Below are 12,527 nucleotides of genomic sequence, written 5' to 3'. Positions count from 1 at the left end.
TCGTCGCCATAGCAAAGCGGACTGCGCCCGCCTGGTCGTGACCAGGCGCTTCGGCCTCCACACCTTGAGCCATTGCTTGCTCGACTAAAGGGGCAAGGGCAGTTTCCAGGGTAGCGACTGATGGACTCCTGTATCATTTGGCGTTTTGCGGTTGCCACGGATTGTGCAGCGGCTGTCTGAAGGGTGATTGTTAAACACACCAAGACCAGAAGCGGGAATTTCATTCTTGTCGCTCGCTCAGCTTTTGGTTGCACCTTGCTGCAAGGAAGCACATCGATAAAGCGTTTGGGCGCGTTCCCCAAATTCAGGTGGGTCAGCGTGTCGTCAAAAGCCTGCATGCCAAATTTCGTGATCCCCATCGAAACGCGAAGGTTTCTGAGACCTCGAACCAACTTCCGCCGCCGCCGGCACCATGATTTGCGCCCATGCAGGAACACTGGCAACTATGCCCCAATGCTTTTTGGCAGGCAGGCGAGCATTTTTCCTGTTCTCTATACGGCTGAAATATATAAACCTGACGGTATCGCTCTAACGCACGCTCGACAAAGTCATTGAACCAAGCTTTGGGCAATTCCCAGTATCGACCACTTTGTTGCCAGACCGGTTTTGTCCGACGACCATGCTGGAGCCACTCGCGATTGTCCTCCGAAAAGGGAAGGCGAACACGGTGTTTTTCGTCTTTGCCCGTCCGCCGAATTATCACCGGTACTTCTTTCTGATTCCAGACTGACTTATAGCGCTGTTTTTCAACCATTTTGATAAGCTTTCATTCTTCGGGATCCAGTCGCAACCGACGTTGTTTGGATGTCCGCGTTGGGTCAACCGCATCAGATTGCACTCGACTTGATGAACGTATGAAGAACGGCCCCTCGCACAGCTCAATGGACGGCAAGAGATGCCTTGCGTCTTGTCGGGTCTCCGCAACTTCAGCGCCCGGCAAGAAACTCCGCCAAGGCCCGTGGAAGACCGCCATCATATTCAATGATGGCGGCGCGTTCTTCAAAGCGGTCTTGTTCCAGTGACAGGGGCTTGCATTCCTGTTCAACCCGCTGCGGCATTTGCGGCATTTGCGACACTTTTTCCACGTGGCGCTGTTGTCCGCGAAAGTCATGCGCACGTGGATCGTCGGACGGATAGATGTCCTCTGCATTTTCAAAACATGCGATGACATCTGCGAACCTTGGATCGCTCATTTCTGCCGTTCCTCGCATACGATGCGCCAAAAGGTTCGGCTGCCTTTACCATCAATGCTTTGCTGGCCTTTTCCGCGTATCAGCCAACCGCTTTCCTCGAGCTTCTGAATACAGGCGGAGATCGTGTTTCCATCGCGCAGATGCCCTGGCCCATACTTCATGAGCATCCGCTTGTTAATGTAATCCTCTGTCCAATTGTCTCTGAGCCAGATGCGAATGGCTTCAGCGTCACAAAGCGCTTGGTCTGGTCTGCCCGTGTCCTCGATCCGCAGCATTTCCGAAAGGTACCATTCCAAGATCGCGATACCGTTTTCGATCTCTTCCGAAGATATTTCATGCGCCTCTTCGTCAGCAAAAAATGTCAGGATGCCAGCGATACGCGCGGCCATTTCAGGCGCTTTCGCCGCAAATCCAGACATGTACTCGAACGCGCCACCCCTGCCGGATGCCACTTCGACGCGGTTGTAGAAGGCCTCAAGCTGAGACCGCGCGTCTTCGGAAAGTGCAAGACATCTGGGGTTGAGTTCTGCCCGCGTTCCGTCGTGTACGGGAAGATCTTGGATCAACAACTCGGAGACCCGCGCATTGAACTTTTCCAAGTACAGTTTCGCCAAGTCTGACAGTTCATTGTCAGCGATCCCCTTTCGGATGATCCGAGAGCCAATCTTGCTACTGGGCCAAGCGACCAGAACCCGTGATAGGAGTCCTTGATCCTTCATCGTCGGATCGCCGATGACCTGTTGTGCAACGCCCGGCTGAATCATCAGGTGCAGCGAAACGCGCTTGCCAGAGAGCCAGACGGGTTCTGCCGATGCACGGCTTCGGCTCAATGGCGCCCCATCCCATAGCTTCGAAAATCCAGCGGCCGTTTTCAGAGCATTTTCACGCTTCATGCTATGCCCCCCGAAGAACTGTCCGCCCTCGTCGGTCATTACCCCGACAGACGGGCGCCCATTCTCCAATTGACGAAACAGGCCCTCGATCGTTGGGTCACTGATCCTGATCGCCGGAAAAAGCGGGGGCTCTGGAGGAAGGTACTTTTCATCCGAGTCTAGGTCCTTGTCGATCACATCAAAATCGTTCGAGCTGGAGGGACGACGTCGCTTTTGAAAGTCTAGCTTCTCGACTTCGAACTCTCTCTTTTCAAGCTGATATGCGCGCACACACTCCTTATCGAACGCATCGATGGCAGCAGTCGCCAAGCTATCGCAGGCTGACTTGCGTTCCCCGGATTGCGCCACGGTCAAGAAAAAGCAGCTCATCGGAGCCGTCCCATGTAGAGTCTCTACATCGCAATGTCCTTGGGCTGCCACGCTGGCAACGGTCAGCACGCTTTGCATGGCGATCGCCTCTGGTGCTTGTGTGAGCATTGCAATCGCATGCACGGCATTTGACAGAGGCCCAAGCGCGTGTCGGGGAATGGGTTCCGCCTCGCGGAGTTCTCCAAAGAGCGGGGTCGGATCAATCTGCTGGCTTTGGACATGCCTTTCCCATTTGCTCGACTTTGAAGTCAGCATTATTTTTCTCCAAGTTGTTCTGAAACGAGCCGCCTGTGGCTCTTAGTTTTAGTGGGTTACCAGAGGAGGGCTTTCACTAGAGATGCCTCACTTTGGCAAACACGAGTTCTATGGTTCGAAGCGGATCTATGCGACCGCGGCCAAGTCGCTTTCCCAGGCCTCGATTTCAGTGAGTTTCCAACGCGTGCATCCAGGTGAGAGACTCACCGCACGAGGAAAACCCAGGTTTGATCTGTGCCAGCGCCAAACGGTCTGGCGGCTCACGCCAAACCGCTTTGCGAGATCAGCGTCGGAAAGAAATGTATCGTTCATCAGTGTCACTCCTTGTTACCGATGAACCAAAGATGGCGCCCCTTTTCTCATTCTTCAAAGTAAATGAATTCAATCAAAAAAATTACCTAAGTCTCTGTCGATCTCGGAAGAAATCCGCAAGCCTTTTGGCGCGACTAACTTCGCGAACCGACCCCTCATCTCTGGCGATTTTTTCCGAAGCCGCTTTAGGGCTCAATCCTTTGGCCACCAAGGTCAACATCTCATCCAGAGCTGCGGTATCGTTGCGCCACTTTGGGATTGCAATCGGTTTTCGGCCAGGGCTTTTGACGATCTTTGCCGGCTCAAGCACCGCGATCAAATCGGCAATATCCCTTGGCAATTTGGAGCCAAGCTCGGCCGCTTCATAGAAGCGGTTAAACCGCGCCCGCTGATCAGGGTCTGGGCTCTTCATGCCCTGTCTCAGATTATTCCAGTCTTCGAAGAAATCTGCGTTACTCCTTTGTATAATTGGCCAGATCCTATCGAGTTTTTCTTCAAGTTCCGCAATCTCTGGCCGTTGTTTCATGCGGGCTTTCTCAGCGTCGAGACGCCCCGCGATCTTAAGTTGGTCAATTTCGCGCAGCGCTTCACGCATTGCGGTAATGACGATGCCTTGCCAATGCTCCGCACCGTCATCTTCCAATCGGCTTATAAGTTTCGCCTCGATGTCGAGCTCGTCCACCCAAGCGATATAGTAGTCTTTTTTCGCCAAGTGCTCAAAATTTCTAATTGGCGATTTTGGCAATCGAGGTTTATCCACGCCGTTCTCCCCCCTGCCCTGGTTTCCCACTTAGAAACGCGCTCCACGCCACCATCATGTCTCTTCGCTTCTCCAACTGGTCGGAGCGGTCGTAGGCCTGTTGGACCTTTGACCCCACCTTGTGCGCCAAGGCGATCTCGGCCATGTCGCCATCAAATTGTGTCCGCTCCGCAACCCACGTTCGAAACGTTGAACGAAGACCGTGCGGCACCGCAGGCTTATCAGAGCGCGCATCGAGATATCCATGCCCGCCGTCGCGTAATCTGCCCTCATGGATCTTGCGCATGACCGCCGCGATCGAGGCGTCGGAAAACGCCCCACCCCGTGGTGCCCAGAAGACGAGCGCGTTGCCCTTTGCACGCGGCAGGTCGGCAAGAAGCTTCATCGCGCAGGTCGACAGCGGAACGCGGTGTGGTCGTCCAGATGGTGGGATCTTGGAATATTGCCGGCCTGGTTGGATCGTCCAAATACCGCGCTCCAAATCAAACTCGTCCCACGTCGCAAAGCGCACAGCGCCTGTTCTTGCCGCTGTCAACGCTTGGAACTCCAAGGCCCGGGCACTGTTGCCCGTGCGTGCCAGCAGAGCTGCAAACCAACTGGCGGCATCATCGAGTTTCAAGGCTGGGTAGTTTCGCCCGCCTGTCAGCTTAGTCGGCGCGGGCAAAACCATGTCGAGATTGCCACGCCAGCGTGCAGGGTTTTCGCCGCTTCTGTGTCCAGCGACGGTCGCATAGTCCAAGACGCGCTCGACGCGCTGACGAACTTTCGAGGCAGTTTCGGTTTTCTCCAGCCAGATCGGTCGCAACATCGCGAGCACGTCCTGAAGCGTGATCTCAGCAACCATCATGTTGCCGAGAACCGGCACGGCGTGCTTTTCGAGCGACGCGCGCCATTGCTTGCGGTGCAGCGCGCTGTTGAACTCGGCGGTCTTCTCCGCGTCGTAGGCTTCCACGGCTTGGCAGAAGGTCAGCAGCTTACGGCGCGCGGCCTGTCGTTCCGCGATAGGATCACGGCCTTGGCGCAAGAGATCGCGCGCTTCACGGGCGTAGTCGCGCGCCTTGGCAAGAGGGACGTCTGGGAACGGCCCGAGGCCGGCTTCGCGGCGTCGGCCGTTGTGACGATATCGAAACAGCCAGGAGCGCGCGCCCGTTTCTGTGACCTGGAGCGAGAGGCCCGCAACGCCCCCTACGGCATGCACCCCGGGCTTTATGAGGCGTTTCACCTCCAGCGGCCCCAATTCCTTAGCCCGCTTAGGCATGCGAACGCCCAATGTTTAAACTGGGAATCGAACCAGTCGAATTTTTGGCCCTCAAAACTCTACCCCTCTTCTACCCATTCAAAAATTTGTGACAGAGTGCTATTTCATGCGACAAGAGCCGACAAGGGGGTATAGCCAAGTTTTTGAAATTAAACGAAATGCGACAAACTGCGACGGCGGTCGCTTAGTGGTACTCGCCTCCAATTTCCCCCCGTGAATGACAGCACCTTAGGGGGAACTTCCGCTGTCATTAACGCATTCAGACCCGCCTTTGGGTTCAGTGTAGCGGATCACTTGCAGAAAACCCTGTTGGACAAAACCCGGGTCAGTGGCGCCGACACAAGGGGTCGTACAACGTGGTTGACCTTCTCGACGCTTCCCAAAACCGGCTGCCACCCGGATCATGCGTTGCCTACCGGGGCGGTCCGCAGCTGATCGGCCAGCCTGTGGGCCAAGGCGACGATCATCAGCGTTGGATTGGCATGGCCGCTGGTTGCGAAAACCGAAGCGCCCGCGATGTAAATGTTGGAAAAGCCGTGCATGCGGCAATCCGCGTCGACGACGCCTTTCCTCGGATCCGTGGCCATCCGCGTCGTACCGGAGGAATGCGCCATGTCGATGATCGTCGTGGGTGCATCACCGCCATCGCGCACCCAGGGTTCAAGCCTTGGACATGGCAGCCCGGCACGTTCGAATTCGAGCGCGACCAATTCCCCCAGTCGCGCCAACGTACGCGTTTCCCGCTCTCCCACGCGCCACTGCACGAGAGGCAGTGGCTGACCGAAGCGATCGACCCGGTCCGACAAGGATACTCTATTCTCGGCATTCGGAGCCTGCTCGCATATTGCCTGAACGGCCAAACCGGTAAGCTTATGCGGCATGCCGCCGGTAAGGTACTCCTCCGCGGCGAAATTCGGTCGGAAACGAAGAACCTGTTCAACGGCGAAGCGGGTCAAGCCGGTGGGAAATCGCGGGTGCTGCGCTGCCATGCGCGCGAGACCCTTAGCGATGATACCCGGTGAGCGCAGGACGTTCGCGATATCCTGCAACGTGTTTTCGCTTTGTCCTTTGAGAATCCGCTTCGCCGCCGGCAAGGGATCGTCCGCCGCGCGTTCGCTCGGCATGAACACCGCGCAGTTCAGCAACTCTTCCTTCTGCTGAACTGCGGCCGTCGGTGCCAGGCCCCGCATGTACATGCTGGTGCCGTGCTCGGTTCTCAGTCCGAAAAAGCCGAACATCCTCGACATTGGCACGATCGCGCCCTCTTCGAAATGTGCGACGACCGCACTTGGATGATCCATAAGGTAGCGTCCGACGACACCATGACGGTTCCCCAGCCCGTGACCGGACTGGTCCCTGGAATTCAGAAGAAGCCGTGCGTTCTCGATCGCGCTCGCCGCAAGCACGACCTGCCGGGCAGGAATGACCCGGGTCGCACCTTTTGCATCGGCGACACGCACACCCGTGACACGCCCGCCCGCGGCGTCGCACAGAATGGTCAGCGCGGTCGCACCGGTCACGACGCGGCAGTTCCGCGGCTGGTTCTTCCGAAACTCATGGCCCATCTGCATGACTTCCATCGGCGCGATACGCGAACGCGCGAACTGCCAGAAATACGACCCAAGCACGTCCCGGTCGGGGCAAGGCACTGGTGCCTCTCGGTTCATCAGCGCCCAAAGCTCTTCGTCATAGCAGTTCGGACCCAGATTGAGCGTGCGTGCCGCGCGTTCGAGCGGCTCGGCAAGGTCACCGGCCGAGATGGGCCAACCACTGTCTGGCAACCAGCTACGGGCGGAGAAGTCGATCGCGTCGAAGGCTGCAGATTTGCCCGCCCAGGCTTGTGTGGAACCGCCAAGCACACGGCAACGAACACCGAATCCCTGCCTGGCGTGATCCCACAAGTCCGTTTGCGCACCGTGGAAATCGCGGCGACGGGCTTGCTGGACCTCGTTCCAGAGTCCCGGCTCGGTATCGACGGCATTCAGGGCCTCGGCCGCTTCGGTTTCCTCCAGACCGCCGCTTTCCAGCACCAGCACCTCGCGCTCTGTCCCCGCGAGGCCCTGTGCCACGGTCAGCCCGGCGGCCCCGCCGCCGACGATCACGACATCCGACGGCAATTCTTCGCACGGATCGATCTCGTGCAGATCACGCATGCGCCACGTCTGCCGGCTCGGCCGGGCGGGCACGCGACCGGCGCCGTCGCCTTCAACCATGGCGTACCATATCGTCGTCGATCTGCTGAAAGCCCGGATCGCGGGCGCGCAGCGACTTGTCGGCCTGCGCCAACCGAAGGTTGGCTTTCAGCTTTCTCAGTTTGTTGCGCGCGCGATGTGCCAACCAGGCGAGCCGTTCGCGCGGGGACAGCGGCCCATATTCGTTCATCGGCACCGAACTCGGCGAGAAACGCTCCATCACCGGAAACGGAAAGACCGAGTAGATCGGAAGCCCGGTCTTCCAGAACTCGTCAAGCGACAGATCCCAGGCCGTCTCGATGTCGCGGCATGTCTCCACCACGCGGGCCGCGCCCTTCCGGGAAAGAATATACGCCTGCGCGCCTGCCGGGGATGACCGGTAGCGCACGATTGACCTGTCGAAAAAGAAATTCAGCTGATTGGCCGCCGCGTAATACATCCCGAAAAGCCGTATGTAATCGATCCCTGTATCACTGCAGTATCGGGTGAGTGCATCAAGAGGAAACGCGGTGTCGAAGAGCACGTCATCTTCGAAGACCAGCAGGTAATCGCTTGCACTGTTTTCGGCAAACTCGGCAATCGCGGTGTAATGACTGGAACAAAGCGCAAGCTGTGATGGTGTCATCTGGCGCCTATAAGTGCGCAGGATCCGAGCGGGATCATACCGCAGAGCGGGGTTGGTGAGTTTCGTATGAGCCTCGAAGAACCGCCACGGATGACCGAGCGTGGCAAACTGAGCCGTGATATGACGTCGTCGTTCCTCCGCCTGCTTCAGGTTGATGACCACGATTTCAAGCGCCGGTGAGGACGGCAAGGTCACAGGTTTGCTGACCGATACTCTGGGTTCATGGATCATGCCAAAGCCTTGCCGGAAATGCCGGGTGCGCGCTGCAAAGCCCGCGCCACCGAGCGCCGCCGAAACTTCATTATCGGCAGTGGGTACTGCGCCCCCAGCGCGACCCGACAGGTGCGCCGTAGGATATCGAGTGTTTTCTCGAAGTCCTCGACGCGGTATTCGATGTCGCGCTTGGCCCACTGATAGGGGTTCATGCGCGGGTCGAACCAGCGCTTTGAAAAGATCACTTCCCAATTGGTAAAGACATGCCGATCGGTTTCGATCAGCCGCTCGAATCCGCGAAGCTGGCCGAAGGCCCGCGCATCCGCTTCGCGGTCGAAGATCACCGCCATGCCGACAGCGTTCTCCGGATCATGATGCGGAGACAGGCGTACACCGGGCGCGTCTTCAAAGACCTCCGCCATCATGCGGTGACGTCGGCGCAGTCGCGTCAGAAGCGGCTCCAGCCGTGCCAACTGAGCATCCAGCATTGCGCCCGTCAGCTCCGACACCCGCATGTTCAGGCAGGAAAAGAGCGGCTCGTTGTTTCGCTCGTGACCCCGGATGAAATTGCCCGGATCGTGGAACATCCGTGCCCGCTTGAAAAGCCGGTCGTCATTGGTCAGAACGGCGCCGCCTTCGCCGGACGTCATGTTCTTGTAATGGTTGAAACTGACGGCGTTGATGTCGCCTATGCTGCCGACCCGGCGGCCCTTGTAGGTCGCCCCGATCGCCTGGCAGGCATCCTCGATCACCTTCAGGTCATGGGCGCGTGCGATCTGCATGATCTGGTCCATGTCGCAAACAAGGTTGAGCATGTGCACCGGCATGATGGCCTTGGTCTGAGGCGTTATGTTTCGCTCTATGTCCTCGGGGTCGATTGTCAGGCTTTCGTCGATGTTCACAAGCACCGGCACGGCCCCGACAGCCATGGGAGCGATTGCCGTGGACACCCAGGTATAGGCCGGCACGAGAACTTCGTCCCCCGGCCCGATACCGGCCGCGGCCAACGCCGCGACAAGCGCATTGGTGCCGCTGTTGACGGTCAGGACATGCTCGACGCCCATTGTCTCTGCGAAGGCATTTTCAAACCGGCTGGTGTATCCGCGGTCTCCTTTCGCATAACGGAGCAGTTGTCCGTCGGCGACCACGTGCCCCAACCTGAAAAGTTCCTTGAACCCGACTCTCGGCATAGTGTTGTCCAATGATGTAAGGCGCCAGTTTTCCGCGCCAAATGAGTAGTCAAAGCATCTTCGAAAGGCGTCGCCAGAGTGTCGCCCCGGCCTGATCCCACGTCAATTGGTCCGCACGCACCCGCCCCCGGGCCTCAAGCGCCGATCGTGCGGCGTCATCCCCCAGGTGTTTCAGCACTGCATCCGCCCACGCGCCGGGATCACGCGTTGGCAACACGCAGGCACCTGGGCCACTGACTTCCGGGATCGCGCCGCCGTCCGACACCAGTGCGGCCGTCCCGCAATGCATCGCCTCGATCGGAGGCAGGCCGAACCCTTCCGTGACCGACGGGAAGAGAAAGGCCGTTGCCTGCGTATACAGCGCACGCAATTCCGCGTCGTTTACCGGACCCACGAAGACTGCATTCCTCGGTGGGGACCACCCACGCGCCTCGTAGTCCCGGCGCCCGGGCTGCCCGACCAGCACCAATGGGACATCGGACAGTTGCGGATCCTCGAAAGCCCGGAACAATGTCGCCAGGTTCTTGTGCGGTTGAAGCGACCCCAACGCCAGTACAAAGCGCCGGTCGGCCAGGTTCACCCGTTGCAGTATCTTTTCGTCCGGGGCGGTGCGCAGGATATGGTCCGTCCCGTTATGCACCACGAACGTCTTGTCGAGAGGCGCAAAGCCCAGCTCCGCGAGTGTCTGGCGCGAATGCTCTGACACGGTCAGTATCGCGCGCGCGTGCCGCGAGATCTGCCGCCAGAGCAGCCGGTACCCCAGCACCTGCCGCCGGCTGTAGGACTGGGGCTGTGTCAGGACCTGCGCGTCATGGATCATCACGACGCTGTTGCGATGCAGGATCGGACCCAGATTGCAGAAATTTACCAGAAGTTCCCCACGGGTCAGCGCGGGCAAGGTCAACATCTCCCAACCCTGGCCCTTGCCAAGACGGCCGGCGAACACTTCAGGTTCCAGGCCAAGCATGCCTACGGTCCTGACGTCGTTCACGTGCGGTGCCACGATCCTGGCCGGGATGACACCTTGCGCCCGTCGCAGGATCTGGGCGGAAAAGTTCAGTGCGGTCCGGTGCACGCCGTTCCGCATCAGTTCACCTTGCAGGAACTTGCCGTTGATCGTGATGCGGCTGACAGACGTTACGCTGTCAGTGTTTGCAAGAGCGAGATCAGACGTCTGGAACTGTGTCACCGTTTCAACCGATCGCATCGAGGCAACGCCTTTTACCGGGATCTATACCACATCATACAGCACCGCGACGTGCCAGAACAATTCCGATTGTTTGAAGCAGGATCTTCAGATCCGACGAAAGGGATGCCGACCGAATATAGCGTACATCAAGTGCGACACGTTCGGGGTAATTCGTATCGCTGCGTCCGCTGACCTGCCACAGGCCGGTCAGCCCCGGGCGCACGGACTTGTAGTACGCTGCATGCAATCCGTAGAATTCCAGCTCCGCCTGGGTTACCGGCCGCGGACCGACCAGGGTCATGTCGCCGCGCAGCACGTTGATCAGCTGCGGCAGCTCGTCGATGCTGGTGCGCCGCAGAATCCGTCCAACCCACGTGACACGGCTGTCATTCTCGAACTTGTAGTTTGCCGTCCATTCAGCACGCGCGACCGGATCCGTCTTCAGGATGAACTGAAGCAGGTGCTCGGCATCCGGCACCATCGTGCAGAATTTAAGGCAGCCAAACTGTTCCCCGCCGAGGCCCACTCTTCGATGCTGGAAGAACACGGGACCGCCAGTTGTCAGCCTGATCGCTATTGCGGCCGCCAGCATGACGGGAAAAAGAGCCAGAAGAGCGGAACCGGCAATGACCTTATCGAGCAATAACTTGGTTACAGATGCGGATCTTCGGGCGTCAGAGCGACCACTCAAATATGACGGAACTTCGACCCTTCCATTAGGCAATAACTCAACCGGACCCTGCTTAGCAGGATCTTCAAACACAAACATTGCAATCCCCCAAATTTCGGGCCGCTATCGCCCGAAACCTTTCCTTAAAATGACATCAAATTGCCGCAATCCAACATATCACATGATTTAGCTTTTCATTAAGGAAATTTGGCTCAGCACACGCAGCGCGCGCATCCGATTATCGCAACTCTTCTTTAGCGATAGATTGCGCTGCATGTTTGAAAAAGATTGTTTCCGATATCTTTTAAAACCGCATCGAACCGGGTGCTTGCGAACAAAAATCATCCCTGAACAAGAGCGTCAGAGCAAAAACGCTCGATTGCGATGACCGGCGAAACGCCTTTAGAGCGAATCGATTCTGCTTGGAGTCGCCCGCCCGAGCACCACATCGCAGAGACCGCGCCAGTTCCCACGCATCCGGCCAGCACGGTCGATCCACGGCTCCGGCCGGAGCGCCTTGACGTGGTTGGCCACCATGTTTCTCAGTACGAGATTCAGGGCGTGACCGGCAGTGACCGTGCCCTTCCGCCAAAGGTAGTGCAGGTTCACGACCTGGCTGTACCCAAGAAGCTCGCCGCGACTTTCTCTTCCTGCCTTGGTCCCCAGATGCACACCCGTGAAGTTCTCGATCTGAACGCAGCGCCCCGGCAGTCTCGCACCGAAATCGACATCTTCCTGCCATCCATAGGCCGGCAGCACTTCATCGAACCGCAGACCATGAGCAGCCCGGCTGCGTATGGCCATGTTGCAGCCGTAAAGCCCAAGAGTATCCCGAACGATCCGCGGGGGGGTATGAGCATCAGGGTCGAAAGCGGTGTCCCAATCGCTCAGCATGGTCGCGGCCTCTTGGGGCGAGAGTCCGGGCCCGTTGATGCCGTCCGCGACAAGCGTCCCGGTAATGCCATCCACATCCTCGTGAAACTCGAAGCCCCGCACCAGTTCGGACAATGCATGACGAGACGGGTAGAAATCGTCGTCGTAGAAAACGCAAAAGTCGATATCCTCCCCCAGCCTGTCCAGGGCGCGATTGCGTTGCTTGCACGCCCCGGCCGCGCTGATGATCACCTCACCCGAAATTGCCGGGTCCAGAAGCGACTCAAGGTCAAAATCGGCATCGGCAGGGCTGGTGACCGCGAAAACCAGTTTCGCCGGTTTCAGGGTTTGCCGGTTGATGTAGGGAACAAGCCCTTGCAATACGTCCGATCGCCCCTTCGAAGCGACAATTATGGCAACACGGGCTTCGGACTGGGACGTGAACATCGGGCGAATTGCTTTCCTGCGAATGGCGCAACCAGCTAGGAAGAATTTGCCGCGCGCGTCAATCCATCGCCGCATACGAAACAAGGCA

At 58.2% G+C, this 12,527-nt stretch carries 12 protein-coding genes; all 12 read right to left on the bottom strand.

Annotated features, from left to right (window positions below; all coding sequences use genetic code 11):
* Positions 1 to 313: 313 nt before the first annotated feature.
* The 12 genes from ACQY4V_RS03080 to ACQY4V_RS03025 all read right to left on the bottom strand — a co-directional run bounded on the left by ACQY4V_RS03080 (position 314) and on the right by ACQY4V_RS03025 (position 12,439).
* The gene (locus ACQY4V_RS03080) at positions 314 to 754 is read right to left on the bottom strand and encodes a hypothetical protein (protein WP_428515459.1); all 441 of its coding nucleotides are present in this window, start codon (positions 752 to 754) and stop codon (positions 314 to 316) included.
* A 172-nt stretch (positions 755 to 926) separates the two neighbouring features.
* Positions 927 to 1,193, bottom strand: coding sequence for a hypothetical protein (locus ACQY4V_RS03075; protein ID WP_428515458.1), 267 nt, complete (start codon positions 1,191 to 1,193; stop codon positions 927 to 929).
* A complete protein-coding gene (locus ACQY4V_RS03070; RefSeq protein ID WP_428515457.1) occupies positions 1,190 to 2,710 on the bottom strand; it encodes a YfjI family protein in 1,521 nt (506 codons plus the stop codon). The genes ACQY4V_RS03075 and ACQY4V_RS03070 overlap by 4 nt, the downstream gene beginning before the upstream one ends.
* A 126-nt stretch (positions 2,711 to 2,836) precedes the next feature.
* Positions 2,837 to 3,022, bottom strand: a complete 186-nt coding sequence (locus tag ACQY4V_RS03065) for a helix-turn-helix transcriptional regulator (RefSeq protein WP_428515456.1) — start codon at positions 3,020 to 3,022, stop codon at positions 2,837 to 2,839.
* A gap of 82 nt (positions 3,023 to 3,104) precedes the next feature.
* Positions 3,105 to 3,782: a hypothetical protein gene (locus ACQY4V_RS03060; RefSeq protein ID WP_428515455.1), complete on the bottom strand. Its 678-nt coding sequence runs from the start codon at positions 3,780 to 3,782 to the stop codon at positions 3,105 to 3,107.
* Positions 3,775 to 5,040: a tyrosine-type recombinase/integrase gene (locus ACQY4V_RS03055; RefSeq protein WP_428515454.1), complete on the bottom strand. Its 1,266-nt coding sequence runs from the start codon at positions 5,038 to 5,040 to the stop codon at positions 3,775 to 3,777. The genes ACQY4V_RS03060 and ACQY4V_RS03055 overlap by 8 nt, the downstream gene beginning before the upstream one ends.
* A 401-nt stretch (positions 5,041 to 5,441) precedes the next feature.
* The gene (locus tag ACQY4V_RS03050) at positions 5,442 to 7,253 is read right to left on the bottom strand and encodes a GMC oxidoreductase (RefSeq protein ID WP_428515453.1); all 1,812 of its coding nucleotides are present in this window, start codon (positions 7,251 to 7,253) and stop codon (positions 5,442 to 5,444) included.
* Positions 7,246 to 8,088 (bottom strand): glycosyltransferase family 25 protein, encoded by an 843-nt coding sequence (locus ACQY4V_RS03045; protein ID WP_428515452.1) that lies wholly within the window; start codon positions 8,086 to 8,088, stop codon positions 7,246 to 7,248. The genes ACQY4V_RS03050 and ACQY4V_RS03045 overlap by 8 nt, the downstream gene beginning before the upstream one ends.
* Complete coding sequence (locus ACQY4V_RS03040) at positions 8,085 to 9,134, bottom strand: DegT/DnrJ/EryC1/StrS family aminotransferase (protein WP_428515451.1); 1,050 nt, start codon at positions 9,132 to 9,134, stop codon at positions 8,085 to 8,087. The genes ACQY4V_RS03045 and ACQY4V_RS03040 overlap by 4 nt, the downstream gene beginning before the upstream one ends.
* 175 nt (positions 9,135 to 9,309) lie before the next feature.
* On the bottom strand, positions 9,310 to 10,467 hold the full coding sequence (locus ACQY4V_RS03035) for a glycosyltransferase family 4 protein (RefSeq protein ID WP_428515450.1): 1,158 nt from the start codon (positions 10,465 to 10,467) through the stop codon (positions 9,310 to 9,312).
* Positions 10,468 to 10,501: 34 nt separating this feature from the next.
* Positions 10,502 to 11,092, bottom strand: coding sequence for a sugar transferase (locus tag ACQY4V_RS03030; protein ID WP_428515449.1), 591 nt, complete (start codon positions 11,090 to 11,092; stop codon positions 10,502 to 10,504).
* A 429-nt stretch (positions 11,093 to 11,521) separates the two neighbouring features.
* Positions 11,522 to 12,439 (bottom strand): glycosyltransferase family 2 protein, encoded by a 918-nt coding sequence (locus ACQY4V_RS03025; protein WP_428515448.1) that lies wholly within the window; start codon positions 12,437 to 12,439, stop codon positions 11,522 to 11,524.
* Between the last annotated feature and the right edge of the window lie 88 nt (positions 12,440 to 12,527).

The organism is Roseovarius sp. (assembly GCF_965277045.1).
Classification (GTDB): domain Bacteria; phylum Pseudomonadota; class Alphaproteobacteria; order Rhodobacterales; family Rhodobacteraceae; genus Roseovarius.
This window is presented reverse-complemented; position numbering and strand designations above follow the sequence as displayed.